Origin of the sequence: Flavobacterium chungangensis (assembly GCF_042654045.1) — a bacterium.
GTDB classification, from domain to species: Bacteria; Bacteroidota; Bacteroidia; order Flavobacteriales; family Flavobacteriaceae; genus Flavobacterium; species Flavobacterium chungangensis.
The window spans coordinates 466,166-487,032 of record NZ_JBHSFY010000001.1 but is presented as its reverse complement, the minus strand read 5'-3'; the positions used below and the strand labels follow the sequence as shown (position 1 = coordinate 487,032).

20 protein-coding genes are annotated in these 20,867 nt (G+C 33.6%); 1 reads left to right on the top strand and 19 read right to left on the bottom strand.

From position 1 onward, the window contains the following. Position 1: 1 nt before the first annotated feature. The gene (locus ACFO3N_RS02175; protein ID WP_379795041.1) at positions 2-220 is read left to right on the top strand and encodes a hypothetical protein; all 219 of its coding nucleotides are present in this window, start codon (positions 2-4) and stop codon (positions 218-220) included. 89 nt (positions 221-309) lie between these two features. Here ACFO3N_RS02175 and dusB read toward each other — a convergent pair whose 3' ends face one another. The 19 genes from dusB to ACFO3N_RS02080 form a co-directional block, all read right to left on the bottom strand. Continuing rightward, positions 310-1,302 carry a tRNA dihydrouridine synthase DusB gene (dusB, locus tag ACFO3N_RS02170; protein WP_250834596.1) on the bottom strand — a complete coding sequence of 331 codons (993 nt, stop codon included), beginning with the start codon at positions 1,300-1,302 and terminating at the stop codon, positions 310-312. 149 nt (positions 1,303-1,451) lie between these two features. After that, the gene (gene flxY / locus ACFO3N_RS02165) at positions 1,452-2,741 is read right to left on the bottom strand and encodes a flexirubin biosynthesis putative acyl-CoA ligase FlxY (protein WP_379795040.1); all 1,290 of its coding nucleotides are present in this window, start codon (positions 2,739-2,741) and stop codon (positions 1,452-1,454) included. Continuing rightward, on the bottom strand, positions 2,738-4,402 hold the full coding sequence (locus ACFO3N_RS02160; RefSeq protein ID WP_379795039.1) for a C45 family autoproteolytic acyltransferase/hydolase: 1,665 nt from the start codon (positions 4,400-4,402) through the stop codon (positions 2,738-2,740). Before ACFO3N_RS02160 ends, flxY begins: the two co-directional genes overlap by 4 nt. 7 nt (positions 4,403-4,409) lie before the next feature. Beyond that, positions 4,410-5,927 carry a phytoene desaturase family protein gene (locus ACFO3N_RS02155; protein WP_379795038.1) on the bottom strand — a complete coding sequence of 506 codons (1,518 nt, stop codon included), beginning with the start codon at positions 5,925-5,927 and terminating at the stop codon, positions 4,410-4,412. After that, positions 5,924-9,601, bottom strand: a complete 3,678-nt coding sequence (locus ACFO3N_RS02150; RefSeq protein ID WP_379795037.1) for a 1-acyl-sn-glycerol-3-phosphate acyltransferase — start codon at positions 9,599-9,601, stop codon at positions 5,924-5,926. The genes ACFO3N_RS02155 and ACFO3N_RS02150 overlap by 4 nt, the downstream gene beginning before the upstream one ends. Positions 9,602-9,765: 164 nt before the next feature. Next, entirely contained in the window at positions 9,766-10,941 is a 1,176-nt protein-coding gene (locus ACFO3N_RS02145) for a DUF2062 domain-containing protein (protein WP_379795036.1), read from the bottom strand. A 15-nt stretch (positions 10,942-10,956) separates the two neighbouring features. Beyond that, positions 10,957-11,442, bottom strand: a complete 486-nt coding sequence (locus tag ACFO3N_RS02140; RefSeq protein WP_379795035.1) for a hypothetical protein — start codon at positions 11,440-11,442, stop codon at positions 10,957-10,959. Positions 11,443-11,444: 2 nt separating this feature from the next. After that, a complete protein-coding gene (locus tag ACFO3N_RS02135; RefSeq protein ID WP_308067772.1) occupies positions 11,445-11,816 on the bottom strand; it encodes an ApeI family dehydratase in 372 nt (123 codons plus the stop codon). A gap of 5 nt (positions 11,817-11,821) precedes the next feature. Next, positions 11,822-12,433 (bottom strand): outer membrane beta-barrel protein, encoded by a 612-nt coding sequence (locus tag ACFO3N_RS02130; RefSeq protein ID WP_379795034.1) that lies wholly within the window; start codon positions 12,431-12,433, stop codon positions 11,822-11,824. A 2-nt stretch (positions 12,434-12,435) separates the two neighbouring features. Next, positions 12,436-13,032: a porin family protein gene (locus ACFO3N_RS02125; protein WP_379795033.1), complete on the bottom strand. Its 597-nt coding sequence runs from the start codon at positions 13,030-13,032 to the stop codon at positions 12,436-12,438. Positions 13,033-13,069: 37 nt separating this feature from the next. Then, positions 13,070-13,705, bottom strand: a complete 636-nt coding sequence (lolB2, locus tag ACFO3N_RS02120; protein ID WP_379795032.1) for a flexirubin biosynthesis protein LolB2 — start codon at positions 13,703-13,705, stop codon at positions 13,070-13,072. Beyond that, entirely contained in the window at positions 13,671-14,297 is a 627-nt protein-coding gene (lolA2, locus tag ACFO3N_RS02115) for a flexirubin biosynthesis/transport protein LolA2 (RefSeq protein WP_379795031.1), read from the bottom strand. The genes lolB2 and lolA2 overlap by 35 nt, the downstream gene beginning before the upstream one ends. 281 nt (positions 14,298-14,578) lie before the next feature. Further along, positions 14,579-15,364, bottom strand: coding sequence for a polysaccharide deacetylase family protein (locus tag ACFO3N_RS02110; protein ID WP_379795030.1), 786 nt, complete (start codon positions 15,362-15,364; stop codon positions 14,579-14,581). Further along, entirely contained in the window at positions 15,361-16,422 is a 1,062-nt protein-coding gene (locus tag ACFO3N_RS02105; RefSeq protein WP_379795029.1) for a beta-ketoacyl synthase N-terminal-like domain-containing protein, read from the bottom strand. The genes ACFO3N_RS02110 and ACFO3N_RS02105 overlap by 4 nt, the downstream gene beginning before the upstream one ends. Beyond that, positions 16,422-17,621: a beta-ketoacyl-[acyl-carrier-protein] synthase family protein gene (locus ACFO3N_RS02100; RefSeq protein ID WP_379795028.1), complete on the bottom strand. Its 1,200-nt coding sequence runs from the start codon at positions 17,619-17,621 to the stop codon at positions 16,422-16,424. Before ACFO3N_RS02100 ends, ACFO3N_RS02105 begins: the two co-directional genes overlap by 1 nt. 155 nt (positions 17,622-17,776) lie before the next feature. Further along, positions 17,777-18,034: a phosphopantetheine-binding protein gene (locus ACFO3N_RS02095; RefSeq protein WP_111378796.1), complete on the bottom strand. Its 258-nt coding sequence runs from the start codon at positions 18,032-18,034 to the stop codon at positions 17,777-17,779. A 2-nt stretch (positions 18,035-18,036) separates the two neighbouring features. Beyond that, a complete protein-coding gene (locus ACFO3N_RS02090; RefSeq protein WP_379795027.1) occupies positions 18,037-18,654 on the bottom strand; it encodes a beta-ketoacyl-[acyl-carrier-protein] synthase family protein in 618 nt (205 codons plus the stop codon). An 18-nt stretch (positions 18,655-18,672) separates the two neighbouring features. After that, the gene (locus ACFO3N_RS02085; protein WP_379795026.1) at positions 18,673-19,677 is read right to left on the bottom strand and encodes a virulence RhuM family protein; all 1,005 of its coding nucleotides are present in this window, start codon (positions 19,675-19,677) and stop codon (positions 18,673-18,675) included. Position 19,678: 1 nt separating this feature from the next. Then, on the bottom strand, positions 19,679-20,818 hold the full coding sequence (locus tag ACFO3N_RS02080) for a beta-ketoacyl synthase N-terminal-like domain-containing protein (RefSeq protein WP_379795025.1): 1,140 nt from the start codon (positions 20,816-20,818) through the stop codon (positions 19,679-19,681). Positions 20,819-20,867 lie beyond the last annotated feature (49 nt).

Here is a 20,867-nt window from a genome sequence, read left to right as displayed (position 1 = left end):
TATGAAAGAATCCATTCAAAATAAGATTAATAAAATTCAGGAAATTGCTTTAGCCTCGGCTTCTAAAAAAAATGTTTTAGAAAACAGAGATTTTACAGAATCATGTAATACTGATAATTTGACTAAATCAATTCGAAATAAAAAAGAAGCTGAATTATTTTTTTCAGAGTTAAAATCTGCTATTGATCTGGCTAAAAGAAATGCTGTAACAAGTGTTTAAAATAATTTTAGACTACAATATATTATAAACTAAAAGACCTTCAAATTTTTGAAGGTCTTTTAGTTTATACTTCTTTATAAAAGATTATTTTAAACAAACTCATACCCCGCATAAACCTCTTCAATCTCTTTCATAATAGCAAATAAATCTTCAGGTGCATCAGTGGTAACTAATTTTTGTTTGAATTCTTTAAAGGAATGAATTCCTTTGAAATAGTTGGTGTAATGACGACGCATTTCTACAATTCCTAAACGCTCGCCTTTCCACTCCATAGACCATTTTAAGTGGTTTCTTGCAGCTTCAACACGATCAATAACCGTTGGAGCAGGCAAGTGCTCGCCAGTTTTGAAATAGTGTTTGATTTCGTTAAAAATCCACGGATAACCAATCGCAGCACGGCCAATCATGATACCGTCAATTCCGTATTCGTTTTTATATTTTAATGCTTTTTCTGGGCTGTCGATATCTCCGTTTCCGAAAATTGGCATTGTAATTCTTGGGTTGTTTTTTACACGTGCGATGTGCGACCAGTCAGAATGGCCTTTGTACATTTGAGCGCGAGTTCTTGCGTGGATTGTTAAAGCTTGAACACCAATATCCTGAAGCCTTTCTGCAACTTCATCAATATTAATTGAGCTTTCATCCCAGCCTAAACGCGTTTTTACCGTAACAGGTAAATCAGTTCCTTTGATAACCGCTTTCGTTAAACGAACCATCAAATCAACATCTTTTAAAACTCCTGCTCCAGCACCACGGCAAACGACTTTCTTTACTGGACATCCAAAATTGATATCCACTAAATCTGGTTTTACAGTAGAAACAATTTTAGACGACATTTCCATCGCTTCTTCATCACCACCAAAAATCTGAATTCCAACAGGACGTTCGTAATCAAAAATATCCAATTTCATGCGGCTTTTTATAGCGTCACGAATTAATCCTTCCGACGAAATAAATTCAGAGTACATCATGTCCGCTCCATGCGTTTTGCATAACCTGCGAAACGGCGGATCGCTAACATCTTCCATCGGTGCGAGTAGTAAAGGAAATTCGGGTAATTCTATGTTGCCAATCTTGACCATCTTCGTAATTTTTTGCAAAATTACAACTTTTTAGTCGAATTGGCACAATTCGAGGGACAAAGGCTCAAAGTAACAAAGTGATAAAGGTTTTTTTATAGTGCTGATTAACAGCCTTTGAACCTTTGTGCTTTGTTACTTTGCTCCTATTATTAAGACCTATAATCAAAAAATCGAATTGGTTTTCGGCTCATTGGGTTAAAAACCAACGGATTTAAAATTTCTTTTGAAGCAAATTCTATTTTTGGAGTTACTCTTAATTTGGCTCTAAAGTGATCTTTTATTTCTTGTAAAAATTCTGGAGTTTGATTTTTAACGGCAATTTTAATCAAGATTTCGTCTGTGCCTAAATCGTTAGTTGAAATTTCAATCAAATGATTTTCGATATTATCAAAACTGCTTAGAACATCGTTCATCGCTGGCGGATAAAGCGTTGTTCCTTTATATTTGATCATTTGTTTTTTACGGCCCACAACTGGACCAACACGTAAAGTATTTCTTCCGCAAGCGCAAGGTTCGTCGTGAAACTGAACCATATCACCCGTTTTAAAACGAAGCAAAGGCATCGCTTCAATTCCTAAAGTAGTGAAGGTTAATTCGCCCGTTTCCCCATTTTTTACTGGCTGATTATTTTCGTCTAAAACTTCAACAATGATCAATTCCGGATGATGATGTCCGCCTTTTCCGTGTTCGCATTCTGTAAAAGCAGTGCTCATTTCGGTAGAAGCATAAGTCGAAAACAACTTAATATTCCATTTATCAGTGATTTTTTTGGATAGAATATTCATGGAGAAATCCTGTTCTCTCAAAGATTCCCCAATACAGATGGCACCTTTTATGCTTGAATTATTATAATCGATTCCGTGAATTTCGGCATATTCAATTAATTTCAAAAGGAAAGAAGGAACCGTAATTAAATAAGACGGATTGTATTTAAGAATAGAATCCCACTGCATTTCTGGAATTCCTGCACCAACACGAATTACGCCCACTTTCAGTTTTCGAAGTCCTAGAAAATAAGCCAAACCAGCCATAAATTTTCTATCGATTGTGGTCATTAATTGCACCAAATCACCTTCTGCAATTCCAGCGCAGGCAAATGAAATCGCTTCATTATAAGCCAAACGATCTAAGTCAGAATCTGTTAGGCCAAAAGTAACGGGATCGCCTAAAGTTCCCGAAGTTGAAGCGTAATCTATAATTTTATGTTGCGGAACGCACAAAAAATCATCATTATATTGCTGTAAATCTTCTTTGGTTGTAACAGGTAAATGTTGTAAATCTTCCAGTGTTTTTACTTTCGAAATATCAATATTTTGTCCTGCAAAAAGTCTTTTATAAAAAGGAGAATTCTCACTGATATAAGCTAAAAGTTCGGCTAATTTTTTTTCTTGAAAAATTTTAATCTCTTCTAAAGAATCTTTTTCTATTGCTGGAATCATTGTAATTTTCTTTTGACTTTTTTTAAATATTTTTCAATCTCTTCTTTTTGGGGAACTGTAGTGATTTCACGACTTAAAGCCTTTTCAAAATTAAGCCTAGCCTGAAGAAATTCCTTTTTTTGGTAAAAGTACAATCCTGCCTTATAATATACAACCCAATAATTAGGGTTTAATGCTTGATAATTCTGAAGAAACTCGGGAGAAACGTTTTTTTTCCTTTCTAAAATAGAATCTATTTTATGATCTTCAATTTTAAATTTTTTAAAATTCTGAAAAGCGGTCGTTTTCAGAAAAGGATCTTTGGCAATATTCAGATTTTCTTTTTGAAAAGATTTTGCTGCATTTCTATTTTCAGCAAAAATGGAATTTAAATCATAACAAACAAATTCGCCCAATTGAAACGGATTTGCCGAAACCCAAACTAATTTTTCTTTTGGTTTAAAGATAATTCCGTGATGTGCCAAAAGTTGATTCAAGGCTTTTTCATTTCCATATCCTAAAGAAATATTTTTTAAGCCTTCTTTGTCTCGAAGAATTTCCGAAGCAATCTCAGGATTTACTTTCGGATTTTCAGACAGCAATTCCTGCATTCTTTCATAACGGTATTCTGAATGGCTGTTGGCAATTTGTTCCAGATTTCGTTTATCTGCTGCAAAAGCTTCACCTTGAAAATGATTCGAACAAATTAATTGATCGCTGTTTGGAACATCATAAACGTCCATTTTATTTGGAGAAACTTCAATTAAAATGGCTTTGTTATCACTAGCGCTTCCAACCATAATGGATTCAGAAACAAATACTTTTCTTTTTTTTGCAATGGCAATGGCTTCGTCCAGATTTTTCGAATGTTGCAAAATTTCTCGGGTCAAGATCGAAATCGGAGTTTTGGCACTCAACGGAATTTTAGATTTAGAAGCATTTATCGTTACAGTCAATCCTTCATAATTCATTCCAGAAACGGCTCCGATCATTCCGGGCCACGTTACCATCATAAACGGATATCCTTCTTTTGGTTTGATAAAGGCCACTATTTTATTTTCCGCGAAAGCGTCATTCACATAAAAATCAAAATTTCGGGCCAGAATTAAATTTCCATCTTCCGATTTTTCGTTCCAAGCCGCAAAAGAAGAACAGCCCACTAAAGCCAAATCCTGTAACGCGTGCCCAATATCGTGTGCAGCATGCAGATACAAACCGCGTTGATATTGTGGTGCGATATTATCAAAGTCATTCGAAGTATATTGCGAAACGCCATAAATTTCGGTTTGATATTCGTCGGGAACATTTAAATACAATTTTCGATTGTACCATTTTAAAAACTGGCGAAGCATTTTCTGCTGGAATTTTGACGGAATTAAATCGGTTATTTTCGAGAAAAAAATACGCTGCTGTTTGTGCAAAAGAGAATCAGTCAGCGCGCCAGTCGAAAGTCCAATTTCTAGCGGATCACCTTCTACGTATAATTCCCAAAGACCTTGTTTGTTTTTTAAAAATGAATTTTTTCCAGAGAGAAAAATACTGTCTGATATTTTTTCAACAACAGGTTTTGTCGAATTAAAAGCAGTGATATCTGGTATATGTTTTTTTGATTTTGAAGTACCGCAGGAAGTCATCAAGCTTAAAAAACCGATAAGGAAGAAATAAAAAATTCGGCTTTTCATGATGCAATTATTCAGATGCTTTTTTAATTTTTTCCAACAGATATTCTTTTCCTACAATTTCAGAGCAGGTTATGACCGCTCCAACCGTAACTCCCAAGACACCATGCATGTTAATACTTTGGCCTGTAAGATAAAGATTTTCTACCTTAGTTTTAGTCGGAATCATAGTTTTCATCGGATTATTTGAATCTTTAACATATCCGTACATATTTCCGCCATCTCCGCCAATATAATCGCGATAGGAAAGTGGAGTAGAAGTATGCACCGATTTGATGCAATCTTTTATCCCAGGAAATTTTTTCTCTATTTCTTCTAAAAATTTGGTTGCTTTTTTCGCTTTGAAATCCTCATAACTTTCTCCTCGATCATTTTCTTCAAAAGTGGTGTTGAAAGTGTTTTCCCAAGCTTTGACATCATCGTATTTCATATAAGTCAAAAACGTCATTCCGTCTGCCCATTCTTCGTCTTTTTTTGATGGATTTATAGAAGCCATAAAAGTTTTTGGCCATGAATTTTCATCATAATCGTAAGCGGCCCAAACATCATTAACACTTTTAAAATGGTAATAATTATGATTGATGTATTTAAAAGTTTTAGGTTTAAAAACGATATACAAACTGAAAGCAGAAAGTACACTTTCAAGATTTTGAATTCTATTGAAAAATGGTTTTCTAAAGTTTTCCTGACCCGCCATTTTCAAAGTCGTTTTTGGTTCGATGTTCGAAATAAAATAGGTTCCAGAAACCTCGGTTCCGTCTTTAATTTGTACCGAATTTACCTTTTGGTTTTCGACTTCGATTTTTGTGACTTCTTTGTGTTTGAAAAACTCTCCACCATATTTTTTTAATTGTTTTAGCAATTGTTTGGTAATCTGACTTCCGCCATTTACACATCGCCATGAACTTTCGATATACGAATTGACCACAAGCGCATGAACGTAAAAAGGCGATTTATCAGGAATTCCGGCATAAAGAAAATTAGATCCAGCCAAAACCGCTTTCAGCTTTTCATTTTGAGTAAACGAATCAATGGTTTCTTTCGCGTTAAGCGCTAAGATTTCATCATCGTATTTTCCTTCCGATTCTAGATTGTAAAGCGGAAATGCTTTGCAGACCGTTTTTATTTTCTGGCAATATTGTTCGAGATTTTCTTTTTCTTCAGGAAAGTAATTCGTCAGTTGCTGAATGAAATTTTCGAAACCTTGCGCATGCGGATATTCAGTTTGATCGTCATCAAAAGAAATAATATCAAAACCATTTTCGTCCAGTTTTTTCAGATTCAAATGATCCATTATTCCAATATATTTGAAATATTGATGAAGATTCTGGCCTTCGCCCAATCCTCCGATATAATGAATTCCCGTATCAAAAATGGTTTTATCTCTTACAAAAGTCTGAAGATTTCCACCATATTGATTGTTTTTTTCGAGTACACAAACGCTGTAGCCTTCTTTCGCCAGAATTACCGCAGAAACCAATCCGCCTAAACCGCTGCCAATTATGACTACATCGTACTGTTTTTTCATTCTTTTTTCTTTAAAACTAGCAAAGCATTTTCTTCAGAAACAATTTCAAAATTCTCCAACTGATTTTTCAAACGAGAACAATTGACTAAAATTATAAAAGCAATATTCGAAATTGCTTTTTCGATTTCAATGTTATAATTTTCATCAGAAATTAAAAGTACATCATATTGATTTTCAAATGCCGATTCTAACTTTTCGAGATATGTTATTTTTCTCTTTTTAACTAAATAATTCGTTTTGGCCACCAGCAATTTTTCTTCATTATTTATAAAAGAAACTATTTTTCGCTGTGGTTCCTGCAAAGCGAGCAAAACATCCAATTGTCCGTAATCATTTCCTAAATGAAGGATTTTTGCTTTTGGCGCAATTTGTTTGTTTAAATTATAATAAACTTCCAGATTCTGTTTCAAATCTTTTTTCACGCTATTTCCAACCTCGATTTCTTTATAATCGTAACTGTTGATTAGCATTGTTTTGAAATAATCTGGACCTTCAAGTTCTTGTCTTATTTTGCGATATTCTGCTTTAAAGAAAGTACTTATTTGCTTGGTTCTTTCGGTATAATTAGTTCCAAACGAAAGATCAGCTGGAGCGATTCTTTCTAAAATTGTAACCGTCAATTTTCCGTGGTGAATGACAAAATCGCCTTTTGGAATTAACTCTGAAGCACCATGAATAACCACCGGAATAATGTCAATTTTAAATTCTTCGGCAAGGAAAAATGCACCTTTGTGGAATCGTTTCACGACATTATTTTCTGATCGAGTTCCTTCTGGAAAGACCATTAAAGAATAACCTTGTTCTACTTTTTTGCGTAAATGTTCAACACCGCCCTCCAAACCTTCAGAAACGGGATAAAAACCTGCTTTTCTCACAACACCGCCAAAAATTGGAGAGTTGTACACCCAGTCGCTCACTAAGAAAATGATTTTCGGGCTTAACATTCCGATTGCTAGAATATCTAGAAATGAAGAATGATTGGCAATAATTACAGCTGGTTTCTCAAAAGTTTCATTGAAATTATTAACGACTTTTTTACGAATAAACGGATTCGAATACAGTACCGATTTCATGAATTTTGAAATCACATATCGGAAAGCTTTCATTTTGGATTTTTTACTGAAAGGCAAAATCGGCATAATGGTAAAACTGAAAACCGACATTACAATTCCGCCCAAACCATAATACGCAAATGAAATTACACCATGAATAAAAGTTCGCAATTGAAAAGGTGGATTTCCTTTTTTCGGGCGATTCGATAAAAACAGTTTGAATAAAATCGGATAGAAAATAAATGTAATAATCAGCGCCGCAAAAACCCCGATTAAGGAAACCAGTGAAATGGAAGTAAGCGCTGGATGTTTGGCAAAAATCATTGCGCCGATTCCTAAGATTGTCGTGATAACTGCCAGAATAATTGAGGTTCTGTAAATGGCAATTTCGTTAACGCCATTGGTATATTCTTTTTGCAAGGCACTGGTCATGAAAATACTAAAATCGACTCCGTGACCAAAAATCAAGGTGCAGACAATCATACTGAAAATGTTCATTTGAATGCCAAAAAGCCCCATAATTCCTGCCGTTACAATTCCGGTTAAAGCAATTGGAATACAGCTGATAATGACCAATTCGATTCTTCGGAAAAAGAAAAACAGAATTAAAATTACAGCTACAAAAGAATAATTTACGAGTGAATTAAAATCGGTTTTTAAAGTGCTGAAAAACGTTTCGTTCATCTGCTGGCGATCAATCGCGATTATGTTTTCTTTTGCGGAAGCCGATTTTACAAAAACATCTCGTTGTTCTGGTGATACTTTTACTAAAGTCGAAATCGTATAAAAACCATTTTTTTCGGTTATAAATTCTTGTAACTGGAGCGCTTTAATTTTTAAAAATTCAGATGCAGAAATAGGTTTGAAATCAAAATCTAAATGATCAAAAAACAGATTGTATGTTGTGGATTTAAAGCCAAGCTTAGAACCTTCGGCAATTAATTCAGATTTTATAAATTGTTTTTTCTGCGAAGTCCAAAACGAATTCCATTTCTTAATTTTTTCAATTTGAGCTTGTTGCGAAAGAACAATGCCGCCAACTGAACTGAAATTTAAAATTTTATCCTGATTTTTTGCTGTAGATAAATCCTCAAAAAGTTTACTATTATGTTGTAAAGCTTCTTCCATGGTTTTTCCGTACGAAGCGACATAAATCGTTTTGGAAGTTAAACTCGTGCTTTCCTCCAATTGTTTTTCGGCAGCTTTAATTTCTTTCGGAATAAAATTCAGCTGCGATAAATCGTTGTTGAAACCCACATCATTATAAGTAAAACAGCAAATAATGGTAATGATAACGCAAAGCCCGATTAAGATTTTATTATTGTGAAAAGAAAAATGAGCCATTTTATCAATCACATTCTTTTTATGATCTGCCGGATTTTCTTTTGGTTTATATAAATGAGGAATAATCAAAAGAGAGAAAATAGCTGAAGCCATAACGATAACAGCAGCGAAAATTCCGAGATCGTTTAACGCATCCGATTTTACAAAAAGCAGACATAAAAAAGCAACCGCAGTTGTAGAACTGCTCATAATAACGGGCATTGTAATGTCTTTGTACAACGTTTTTACATCGCTATTATGCTTGTAGTGTGTGAGAATGTGAATAGAATAATCAATCGTAATTCCCAATAAAATAGAACCAATTCCTAAAGAAATTGCCGAAATCTGTTCTCTCACAAAGTATAAAAACGCAACTGCAAACAAACCACCAAAAACGGTCGGCAGAAAAATAATTAGCGGAATTAATACTTTTCTATAAAATAAAATCAGAATCAGCATTAAAGTAAACATCGCGATTGATGTTGTCAAGATAATATCTCCTTTAATCTGATTGGCATTGGCAACGGCAATTAAAGCAGAACCAAAATAACTGATAGATGTTTTTCCTTTAAATTGTGTATTTAGATTTTCCTGAATTGATTTCAGTTTTTCAGCAAAAATCGTATTCTTTTCGGTTTCGCTTGACGGAATATTGGATGTGATAAAAAGCAGTAATTTCTTTTTATCCTTTGTCATTACAAAACCATTTTCGAGCGTAAAATCGTCTCCAATATTTAATTGCTGTAATTTTTTTAAAGCAATAAAAGAAATCCCAAACGGATCTTGCAGAATAAAATCTTTGGTTATAAATCCAGACGGAGAAATAATCGATTTGTAATTTCCTTGAACGGTTGCGGCAATACTATCCTTCTGCAATTTCTTTTCTATAGCGACATAATCTTTATCATCTAGAAAAAGCGGCAGATTATTGTAAACAAAATCAATCGTTTCCTGAATGTTTTCTTCGTCAATTTTTCCTTGAATTCCCGTTATATATGGTTTGCAAGATTTAGAAACGCTATCAGAAAATACTGTTGCCATTTCTTTCAAATCTTCGGCAGAACCATTTTTATCCAAGCTGAAAATTACGGTTGTTTTATCGGCAAAATTTAATTGTTTTAAAACTTTGGCGGTAACATCGGTTTTGTCGTTGGTCGGAATAAGTTTGGTAATGTCTTCTTCAAATTTTAGTCTTGAAGCGAAAAATCCAAAAACAAGAAGCATCAAAACAGCCAATACAACCGAAAGAGATTTTCTTCGGTTTACAAATAAATGAATGGCGTAGAAATATTGATGCATGGTTGTTTATTATTTTTTTAACACGGATTAAAAGATTAGCTTTAGTTTGTCACCCTGAGCGAAGTCGAAGGGTGTTCCAATTGGACGTGGGCTTCGACTTCGGTCAGCCTGATAAACTAGATGTAAAAATCATTTTAATCCTTTTAATCTGTGGCAAACTTAACTTAAATATTCGGTTTGTTTTTAGAACTAAAAGCCGTTAAAAGCAAATAACTTATGAGACCAACTGATAGTGCTGAAACGGTTGCTAAAATAAGACTTCCTACGATATATTGCGTAGCATTTTTTTGAATATCATCGAGCGTAATCGAACTGTCCAAAACCAATGGTGCATCGCTGGATACAAAAACACTTCCAACTTGCAGCGAAGCAAAAATAATAAACGGAATAAAAGGCGGAAAACTTACATTTGAAGTAAGATAAGCAATGACTTTGTTGAGTCGGAACAAGGCCGCAAAAGTAAAAAGCAGAATGGTTTGAAATCCCCAAAATGGCGAAAGTCCGATAAAAATACCTAGAGCAATGGCGGCCGACTTTTTAAAATTAGAATCGTTGCTTTCTAAAATATCTTCTAGGAAGAATTTTTTAAAACCTTTTTTTTTAGCTCTTCTAAAAAAATCTCTTGGCTTTATATACAGCAAAGCATTGGTCACCAAAACCGTATTTAAAATACTGATTCGGGTAAAATCTTGAAACGGACGAAAATGTGAAACTCTCTCAGCGGGATCGTATAAAACCTGAATCGGAATATTTTTAATAACAATTCCTTTCCACGAAGCACGAACAATAACTTCGATTTCAAATTCAAATTTATTGGTATAAAAACGTTTTGGTAGTAATCGAAGCGGATACAATCTAAAACCAGATTGTGTATCGTCTAGTTTTATTCCGGTTTCAAACTTGAACCAGAAATTAGAAAACTTGTTTCCAAAACTGCTTTTCTTCGGAACATTTTCCTGAGTCATATTTCGGCTTCCGATCAAAAGAGCGTTTGGCTCATCTTGAATTGCTTCCAAGAAAACCGGAATATCTGCTGCAAAATGCTGTCCGTCAGAATCGATTGTTATGGCATATTCAAAATCCAATTCAAGCGCTTTTCTGAATCCATTTCTCAGTGCTCGTCCCTTTCCTAAATTTTTAGGATGATGAATTTGAGTCAGCTGTGAATATGATTTTAGAATTTCGCTCGTAGAATCAGTTGAACCGTCATTGACAATAATGACATTTGTGGTGAAATCTAAAATAGAATCCAATACTTTTTTCAGCGTTTTTTGATTATTGTACGTAGGCACAATAACGCAAAAGTTGGTCGAACTAAGTAATTCTTGCTGTGATTTCATGAGGTGTTATTGAGCTTACTTTACAAATTGCTTCTCTTTTTCGGAGAAACTTTTAGATTGTAAAACAAAGTCTTTAAGATAATCTTTCAAAGCCGCACCTTGTGATGCATAATACGTGGTTATGAATTTTTTATCTTCTTTAATGTTTTTCTTGTAGCCTGTAATACCAGGAACATTTTCCTGAATACTCAATCGAATCATTCGCATTTCGATATTGCTTGGATCACTTTTTATTGTTGCTTCAAGTAATTTTGCGCCTTCTTTAAAACGTTCCATTTTCTGGCTTAATTTCTTTTCAAATTTAGAATCCAATAAAATAGAAGCCGCTTTATAAGCCACTAAAACTTTATCATCATTGCTTGAAACACCCGCAAGTTTGTCTACAAACTCTTTGGCGTTGGTTTCTGATTTTGCCACATCAGAATACATTTTGCGTATCGAAGCCAAATCTGGCGTTCCAGCAAAACCTATCCATAAAAATAAGGTCAATAATAGTTTCATAATTATATTTTTTTGTACACATTGCTCAATTTAAGAGCAGTTGTGTCGTTAAAGTAAGTCGTGTTTTTCACTTTTACCAAACCGTCTTCAGTTGTTGTAACATCCAATTCCAAACGTAATTCTGGAGTAACTTCAGGATTAATCAGTGCCATGAATTTTACATTTGCCAAAGACTGGATCATCAGCGAACTTTTGGTAATCGATTCTGTAAGTTCTTTGATAATCTGAATCATACAAACACCAGGCATAATTGGATTTCCAGGAAAATGCCCTTTAAAAACCTCATGTTTTTCGTTGACTAAAATTGTAATCGTATATTTTGAATCAGATACTTTTTCTTCTGATAGTATTTTATAAAAATCTTGTAAAATCATATTTTTTATTTTCCAAATGAATAGGAAACCCCTAACTGAAAATTAATATTTGTGTTATAATCTCCAAATAAATAATGGTTATTGGAGTCATTTTGATAATAATCGCTGCTTAAAACATCTAGCAGTCCTTTTTTAAATCGAGCTTCAAATGTCAAACCTGACGGCAGGGCATAAGCAACTCCTAAAACCAAACCAAGATCATTTTGCGCTTTTCTAACCGCAAGATTATCATTCAATAAAATATCTAATGTTGGTCCTGCTTGAAACTGAATTCCTTGTGGCAACGTAAACTTATTTATCATAGAAAGAGACAAATAGTTGATGTCCAGATCTAAATGTTCTACTTTATTGGTCTGTGTATTTTCGTCATAATAATTTCGCGCTACATTATTAGAACCTTGTCTGCTGTAATTAATTTCAGGCTGAAGAGAATAAATTCTTGTTATCTTAATTTCAGTAAAACCACCAGCATAAAAATCGGTTTTATAATCGGCGTGCATTTCAGAAATAGTCGAAAAACTAAATCCAGCTCTTAAACCTGGTTTAACTGATACTTGGGCTTGTATATTTAAAACCAAGAAAAAAACAGCAATAAAGAAGAATATTCTCTTATTCATTTTTATTTTGTTTTAAACGTATAACTAATTCCGATTTGGAAAACTTGATTTAAGATTACATCATTATAGTAATATCCATTATTGTCATAATCATATCCGTTATAACCATAAATATCAATTAATCCTTGTTTAAGTCGAGCTTCAAAAGTTAAACCATTTGGCAAAGTATAACCAAGACCCCCAACAAATGCAAGATCAAAATCTTCAGGGTTAGTATTTATATAATTATCACTAACTTTTAAATCTAAAGAAGGGCCTGCTAATAAATGAAAACCTCCACCTCCAAAGTTAAATTTTGCAACCGCTCCCAGTGTTATATAATTCAACTCATACTTTTCAGAATAATAACGGCCGTTTTCTAAATATCTTCCTTCATCACCTTGTCTGGAATAATTTATCTCTGGTTGAACCGAGAAAAATTTATTGAATTTAATATTTACCAATCCACCAACATAGAAATCAGTTTTAGAGCTATTATCATCAATATTCGTTAATGTTGATACATTCAAACCACCTCTTAGTCCTGGACTAACTTTTACTTGCGCGTCTGCTTGGATTCCGATTAGTAAAACAAATGCAATTAAAACAAATTTTCTCATTTTGGGCTTGGTTTAAGTTTAGGATTAGTTTAAATTTTTATTCTGATTTGAAATAATTCAGTTCGATTTTCAATTTAATATTCTGATGGATTATCTGAATCCTTTCGGCAAAAATATTGTTTTCTGAACTGAAAAGCAGTGTAAATTTTTCTTTTGTTTGAGAAGCATGGACGATCTTTTCTAATTTCTGATCTTTTTTGGAGATAAAAATGTAATTGTCGCGTTTGCCATCTGCCGATTTGTAAATGTCATCCGATTCGTTTTCGAATTGTTCCTGAATCGAATATTCTTTCTTTAAAAGCAATCGGAAATCTTCTTTTAAAGTATTGATCAATATTTTTCGATCCAATTCTGAAACGATAGAATTGACTTTAAAATCGGTTTCTGAAATTTCGAAATCCATTAATTTGTTTCCGAATTCGGTTGTAAAAACAATTCGGTGTGTGGTGTCATTTATTTTCTTGGCAATAAAAATTCCAGACAATTCATTTCCGTAAATACTAATGTTGGTTTTATAAACATAATCGGTTTTTGAGTCTGAAAAATACGGAACCTCGTAAGATGTTTTGTCTAATTTTTTAGGCGTATAATTTTTTGTGACCGAGCCACAAGAAACCAAAACAATTGCCAGAAAGCAATTAATTAGTAAAAACTGAATCGTCGATTTTTGCATTGATCACTTTATTTTTAAGTACAATTCGAGTATAATCTTCAGATGATTCTAATAATTTTACCTGAACAACAGTCGCTTCCTCTTTGTCAAAAGTCAGTTCGATTTGTTTGATGTATTTTTTAAGCGTCGCATCTTTCGGAATAAATTTCGCCAGATTCTGACCTTTCAATTTAAAATACGAAATTGTAAATTCTTTATCGTCAAACATATTGCCGCTTACGCTTCCCACAATCAACTTATTGATTCGGGCAAAGATTTTACTGTTTCCAATATCAACCGCGCTTTTCTTTCCTTCATCGTTAATCAGGATTTTTCCGTTTTTGAAAGTGATGCTATAATTGTACGGTTTTTTATATTGCCATTGAAGTAAAGCAGGTTCTTTAAAAATCATTTTTCCTGAAGTTTCAATATCTTTTGAAAGAAAATCTAAATGTTTATACTGAACAAAATCAGTAGTCAAAGTCTTGATTTTTTTGGCAACAACGTTTACGTCTTGTTTAAAAGAAGCAATTTCGGCATCGGTCATTTTTTGTTCTTGCGCGAACAAATTGCCTGAAATAAATAGAATGAGTAGTGCTATTTTAGTTTTCATATTTTTCAAAAATGTGCTTTAATTTTTTTTGCCACAGATTAAAATGATTTCCACAGATTACTATTTAATGAATACCTATAATTTTATTAAACACATAGAGACATAGGTTTTTATGTGTATAAGAGAATATAAAAAGAAACAGGTTTCTAACACATAGCTTTCTATGTGTATTTTAATCAAGTGAAACGCTTTTTTAAGTATCCTAAATATGTTTCTATGTGTTAAAATTTAAATTATAAAAATCCGTTTTTTATCCGCGTCTTCGCGCAAGCGAATCTGTTTTATCCGCGTCCAATTTCATAAGCATTAAGATTCAGTAATTCTTCAACAGAAATCACTTCATAATTATTTTGCTGTAAAAATTGCAAAAACTGTTCCAGTACCAAAACAGAATGTTCTGCTGTATCATGCAAAAGTACAATTCCGCCGGGAGAAATGTGCTTAATGAGTCGATTGAAAATTAATTCCTTATTTTTGGTTCCGCCGTCAAGCGAACGAATATTCCAGCCAATTGTTTTATGTCCAGTAGTTTTTAAAGCTCTTCTTATCGAAGGTGTAGTTACTCCGTAAGGCGGACGAAAAAAATTGATTTTTCTAGAAGTGAATTTTTCAAGCAGTTTATCTGTTTTACGAATTTCCTCTGTTATTTTATCTTCATGATAAAAATCAAAAAACTTAGAATGTGAATAAGAATGATTTCCAACTAAATGACCATCGTCAATTACTTTTTGGAGAATTTCGGGATGTGTTTCGATATTTTTTCCAATACAGAAAAAGGTCGCTTTGGCATCGTATTTTTTCAGAAGTTCCAAAACTTCCAAAGTATAAATGCTTGGACCGTCGTCAAAAGTAAGCGCGATTTTTTTTTCGGTTTCTAACCGATTACTGCAAAACGCTTTTACATGATAATTGGAAGAAATTCGTGCAGAACCAAAAGCGTTTATTCCAATCCAAACGAGAATTATAACAACAAACCACAGAAAATGAATTGCGTTATACAGATTCAGAAGAAACAATAAAAGCAATAAAAAGATAAAAAACAGTGATATGTTTTTGTGCGTTATCATTTTGACAGCAGCGTAAAACTATGGTTTTTTCCGTTTAATTGATTGTATAATAAAATCGTTTTGTACTCTGATTTTTCGATAGCATTTACTTTTACGATTTCAGGAATTTCCTGAGTTTTCAAAATTTTAGCCGCCATCCAAAAAGCAAAAGCCGAAGCTGTATCGTATTCACCGCTCAAATGTTTGTAATATAAAACAGGAGTTTGCGTAAATGCATTTTCGGCAAGATTTCTATAATAATTCTCAAAATCGGCATTTCCGTCAAAACCTAAAACAAGCGCATCAACAGCTGAAATTTCTAAACGATTTGATTTTAAGAATGAAATAATTGCTGCTTCAACTTCATTTTCTTCCAGCGTATTTATAATAGAAACATCTAGAAGTTCGGCATAAGTGTTTTCTTTTCTTTCGTTTTCTAAAACAAAAAAATTGGCACCTTCACCATAAACGGCACCACTCGTTGTAGAATTTAAAACGTCGTACGGAGCAGTATTATCTGCTTTAATCCGACCGTTTAGTTTAAAAAGCGAAGTCGTATAATCGCCATTTTCATCAACACCGCCTACTAAAATTGAATTGGCTTCAGCTTCTTCAATCTGCATTTTAGCATCAATAAGAGCCGATTCAAAAGAAACAGCGCCATTAACATAGGTAAAATTATAACCTTTACATTGTTGTAAAAGTGCAATCTGCGCGCCCACAGTATTATGAGTCGATTGAATGAAAGAAGTCGGAGTTAAAAACTCTTCGTTGTTATCTAAAATACTTTTCAGGAATTTTTCAGAGTCTTCGATACAGCCTAAACCAGTTCCGGTAATAATCGCATCGACTTTTTCAACATTAGCATCTTTCATGGCCAAAGCCGAAGCTACGATTCCGTTTTTTACACCTTTTGCCATTCTTCGGCTGGCAGCAGGCGAAATATATTCTTTGTATACTGGCGGAATAATTGCCAATACATTTTCGTCATGATTCACAACAGCTTCTTCCAAAAAAACAGTATCAAATGTTTTTTGAGTCGAAATACAGCCTACTCCATTTATATATGTTTTCTTCATTAGCTTTTTGAAAATATAAGGGTTGAACAGTTTCCTCCAAAACCAAAAGAGTTGGATAAAACGTGCTCGATAGTTTTATTCTTTAAAGTTGTCTGTGGTTTCAAGTCAAATTCTTCCATCGGAACTTCAAAATTCAAATTTTGGTAAACCACATTATTCTGAATTGCCAAAACACTGTAAACGGCTTCAATCGCAGCCGCGGCCGCTAAAGTATGTCCCGTAAAAGGTTTTGTAGAACTGAAGTCTGGAACTTTTTCGTTTTCATAAATTCGAAGTAAAGCTCTTCCTTCAGATAAATCGTTGTTTGGCGTTGCTGTCCCATGAACATTGATGTAATCAATTTCAGAAGGTTTTAAACCCGAAACTTCAAACGCTTTTTTCATGGCCAAATAAGCGCCGTCTCCATTTTCTGAAGAAGCAGTTTGGTGAAAAGCGTCGTTGGCATTTCCGTAACCCGAAACTCTTGCCAGCACTTTTTTGTTTTGTTTTGCTACAATTTCATCCGATTCTAAAACTAAAAATGCGGCAGCTTCTCCAAGATTCAATCCTTTTCTGGTGTTGTCAAAAGGTTTATTATAATCGTCAGATAAAATCATAAGAGTCTTAAATCCGTTGATGGTGAATTTAGCCAAAGCATCGGCACCGCCCACAATTACGCGATCTAATTTTCCCGTTTTGATCAATCTTGCACCCAACATAATCGAATTGGCAGCAGACGAACAAGCAGTGCTTATGGTTGTTACCATTCCTTTTAAACCTAATTCTTCAGCAATTTTTTCGGCAACATCGCCACCATCGTGGCAAGTAATGTACTTGATCAATTCTGGTTTTTCGAAATAATCGTAATAATGTCTTTCCGTCATGTCCATTCCGCCCACACTTGTCGCCGAAATAAGTCCCGTTCTAAATTCATTTATATCGGTAATGCCAGCATTTTCAACAGCTTGTTTTGCTGCCAAAGTGCCAATCATAGCGGTTCTGGAGAAATTATTATTCTCATTTAATTTCAGTTCAGCAACAAGATCTTCGTTGGTTTTTTTGATCTCACCAACTTTGATAACATCTGCATGAACAGTCGAAATATTTTGAATACGAGAAATACCGATTTTGTTTTCAATCAAGGAAATGTAATTTTCCTCAACCGAATTACCAATCGCAGAGATAATTCCCATACCCGTTATTGCAACACCTCTTGCCATTTTAGATTTTAGATTTGTGATTGTAGATTAACTTTGCGTCTTCGCGTCTTTGCGAGCATATTTCTCAGCTAAGAAACAAAGCTTATAAAATTTAATCTCGCAAAGTCGCTGAGTCGCTAAGCTTTTTTAGCAATCTTTGACAAAATTTCTACCGATTATTTCGTTCTATTTGCGCTGATATAAGCAGCCATAGTTTCGATAGATTGGAAAATAGATTTTCCTTCTTTCGGATCTACTAATTTAATTCCGTAATCTTTATCTAAAATCACGATCAATTCAAGTGCATCAATCGAGTCTAAACCTAAACCGTCTCCAAACAAAGGATCATTATCAGCAATATCTTCTACTGCGATATCTTCAAGGTTTAAAGTTGTTATGATTTTATTTTTTAATTCTTCTTTTAATGCTTCCATGATTATTTATTGTATAATGTATTGATAGTCTCGTTTGTATATTTTGCATTTTCTTCTGTACTAATTGTACATAAAAAAGCTTTATAATTGTCGTTAAAATATTCTACCCAACCGCACAAAACTACATCTGCTTTATTCGTATTCAGAAGAATTTTCGAATAATTCGACATAAATTCGGTGTTAAAGGCATCAAATATAAAGAAAGAATTTTCACTTTTCAGCTGATGACGGATACTTATTTCGCCCAAACAAATATTTGGCAGCGTATAAACAAAGACCGCCGGACTCGGATAATAGTTTTCTTTGTCTGAAATAGATTCCTGATATTTTACATCGGTATCCAAACTTGACGATTTATTGGCCAAAACCAAAGCGATATTATTTTCCTGCTCTGTTGAGGTTATCGGACTCAAAAGCAATTCTGATCCTAAAAAAGCCAGTTTGCTCAAAGCATCCATTTTGAAAAACTTTGGATATTGCATTTCAAAATTTCGATAGGTTTGTTTGGAGAAATCAGCAAAATCGGTTGGTTCAATTTTGAATACAGAAGTTCCGTTCAAAACAATTTCGTTGTTTTGAATGGTGATGTAGGATTGTATGTAGGTTTTGTTTTGATTCATTTTTTAAATTATCAGACACTATTTTTTCTTCCCGATTTGCTTTATCTCTTTATCAAAATCTGAAATAATTTTTTGAGTTTTATTGAACTCATCATATTCTTTAATTGCTTTTTTATCTGCTTGGATTTTCGATATTTTTCCTTTTCCTTCTAGAATTTTATATTCATTAAAAGAAAGAAATTTATTTACACTGGCAGCCAATTGTTCCATAGTAAAAGTATTTTCTCTCTCAATTAAACCTTCTATGTAATCAAAGTAACCTGTAACAGTTCTTTCTAATTGATTAATTTCTTTTTCTTGTAAATAATTTTTGGCGACAATTACATCAGATTTTATAATTCTTCCTTTTGGAGCATTTTTCCAAGTTGTAAGCCCCATATTGTCCTTAGATTTATCCGCATTATTATGGATAATTTCTGCAGCGGTATTTCCTGTTATAGCAAAGTGAAATTTATTTTGAACCATTGCATAAAAACTTTTGGTAACTTCTGAATTTTTATCATAATCAATACTACATTCTGCAAAAATATCACTTACTTGTTGGTAAATTCGACGTTCGCTGGCTCGGATTGAACGTACTCTACGTAATAATTCTTTGAAATAATCTTTACCGAAAACTGTCTGTCCTTGTTTTAGACGTTCATCATCTAAAACAAAACCTTTGATTATATATTCTTTTAGTGTTTGAGTTGCCCAAATTCTAAATTGTGTAGCTTTCGCTGAATTTACGCGATAACCAACTGAAATTATTACATCAAGATTATAATATTCTAATTCTCTATTAACTAATCTTTTACCTTCTTTTTGAACTGTTCGGAAATTCCGAACAGTTGCTTCTCTTTGTAATTCGTTAGATTCAAACGTATTTGTAATATGCTCACTAATTGTCGATTTTACTACACCAAACAATTCACCCATTGCTTTTTGTGTAAGCCAAACTGTTTCGTCTTGCACAAAAACATCAACTCTGACTTGTCCATTAGGATTGTCGTAAATAATAAATTTAGTTTCCTTATTTTCCATTTCATTTCATCTTTTCAAAAACCACAGCCGTATTACAACCTCCAAATCCAGAAGCCGTTTTCAGGAAATATTCAATTTTCTTTTCTTCATTTTTCTCAATAACATTAATAGCTTCACTAACCCCAATTTCATCAAAACCTTTCGATTCAAAGAGTTTATTTTGATTAGCAGATTCAATCGCAATTACGGTTTCCAATAATCCTGAAGCGCCAAGTGTATGACCGTAAAATCCTTTTAAACTATTTACTGGAACATTTTGTAAATCTAAACGAGTTAGAGCAATCGCTTCCATTTCGTCGTTATAAGGCGTTGCAGTTCCGTGTGCTGAAATATAATCTAATTTGTTCGCCTCAATTTGTGCTTCTTTTAAAGCATTCTGAATACTTCTAAACAAACCTTCACCTGTTCTTGACGGACCCGAAATATGATTCGCATCGTTTATCGAACTGTCGCCAATTACTTTTATTTTAGCGTTTCTGGCTTCCGCCGAAACTAAAACTGCTGCTGTCGCTTCGCCTAAACTTACACCAGTTCTGTTTTTAGAATACGGTTTGCAAGGCAGTTCGCTCATCGCTTGGAAAGCATTAAAACCAGATAAAACAAATTCTGAAACTTCGTCGCCAGCGACCACAAAAATGTTGTCATAAAGTTCAGATTGAATCATTCTTTTGGCAACAGAAACGGCTAAAATTCCAGAAACACAAGCATTTGAAACGACAATGGGCTGTGTTTGAAATTTAAAGAAATCGGCAACGTTTTTAGCTAGAACATCTAAATGTGCGTTGTTGAAACTTTCTTCAGAGTCATTTGCTAGAGCGGTTACATTTCCTTTTGTGGTAGAAAGAATAAAAGCGGTTTTTGAATTTAGTTCTACGTTTGAGTTTTTGATAATCGGCTCTAAAGCCAAAATCATCATTTTCTCTAAACGAGAATATTTGGTTTCAGTGCTGATTTTTGAAAATGCACTGTTTATTTTTTCATCAGAAATAATCGAAGCATAAAACGAATTCGGCATAAGAGAAATATCACTATGAAGCTGAATTCCAGAATCACCACGAAGAATGGCGCTGATATTAGATTCAACATCAAAACCTAAAGGCGTGATACAATTCGTTTCTGTAATGTATATTTCTCTTAACATTTTAAATTTCGATTTCTCTTGCAAGGTTTTTAAAACCTTGTAGGTATTT

Coding starts and splice junctions, on each gene's coding strand:
- ACFO3N_RS02175 (WP_379795041.1), top strand. CDS start 2: ATGAAAGAATCCATTCAAAATAAGATTAATAAAATTCAGGAAATTGCT.
- dusB (WP_250834596.1), bottom strand. CDS start 1,302: ATGGTCAAGATTGGCAACATAGAATTACCCGAATTTCCTTTACTACTC.
- flxY (WP_379795040.1), bottom strand. CDS start 2,741: ATGATTCCAGCAATAGAAAAAGATTCTTTAGAAGAGATTAAAATTTTT.
- ACFO3N_RS02160 (WP_379795039.1), bottom strand. CDS start 4,402: ATGAAAAGCCGAATTTTTTATTTCTTCCTTATCGGTTTTTTAAGCTTG.
- ACFO3N_RS02155 (WP_379795038.1), bottom strand. CDS start 5,927: ATGAAAAAACAGTACGATGTAGTCATAATTGGCAGCGGTTTAGGCGGA.
- ACFO3N_RS02150 (WP_379795037.1), bottom strand. CDS start 9,601: ATGCATCAATATTTCTACGCCATTCATTTATTTGTAAACCGAAGAAAA.
- ACFO3N_RS02145 (WP_379795036.1), bottom strand. CDS start 10,941: ATGAAATCACAGCAAGAATTACTTAGTTCGACCAACTTTTGCGTTATT.
- ACFO3N_RS02140 (WP_379795035.1), bottom strand. CDS start 11,442: ATGAAACTATTATTGACCTTATTTTTATGGATAGGTTTTGCTGGAACG.
- ACFO3N_RS02135 (WP_308067772.1), bottom strand. CDS start 11,816: ATGATTTTACAAGATTTTTATAAAATACTATCAGAAGAAAAAGTATCT.
- ACFO3N_RS02130 (WP_379795034.1), bottom strand. CDS start 12,433: ATGAATAAGAGAATATTCTTCTTTATTGCTGTTTTTTTCTTGGTTTTA.
- ACFO3N_RS02125 (WP_379795033.1), bottom strand. CDS start 13,032: ATGAGAAAATTTGTTTTAATTGCATTTGTTTTACTAATCGGAATCCAA.
- lolB2 (WP_379795032.1), bottom strand. CDS start 13,705: ATGCAAAAATCGACGATTCAGTTTTTACTAATTAATTGCTTTCTGGCA.
- lolA2 (WP_379795031.1), bottom strand. CDS start 14,297: ATGAAAACTAAAATAGCACTACTCATTCTATTTATTTCAGGCAATTTG.
- ACFO3N_RS02110 (WP_379795030.1), bottom strand. CDS start 15,364: ATGATAACGCACAAAAACATATCACTGTTTTTTATCTTTTTATTGCTT.
- ACFO3N_RS02105 (WP_379795029.1), bottom strand. CDS start 16,422: ATGAAGAAAACATATATAAATGGAGTAGGCTGTATTTCGACTCAAAAA.
- ACFO3N_RS02100 (WP_379795028.1), bottom strand. CDS start 17,621: ATGGCAAGAGGTGTTGCAATAACGGGTATGGGAATTATCTCTGCGATT.
- ACFO3N_RS02095 (WP_111378796.1), bottom strand. CDS start 18,034: ATGGAAGCATTAAAAGAAGAATTAAAAAATAAAATCATAACAACTTTA.
- ACFO3N_RS02090 (WP_379795027.1), bottom strand. CDS start 18,654: ATGAATCAAAACAAAACCTACATACAATCCTACATCACCATTCAAAAC.
- ACFO3N_RS02085 (WP_379795026.1), bottom strand. CDS start 19,677: ATGGAAAATAAGGAAACTAAATTTATTATTTACGACAATCCTAATGGA.
- ACFO3N_RS02080 (WP_379795025.1), bottom strand. CDS start 20,818: ATGTTAAGAGAAATATACATTACAGAAACGAATTGTATCACGCCTTTA.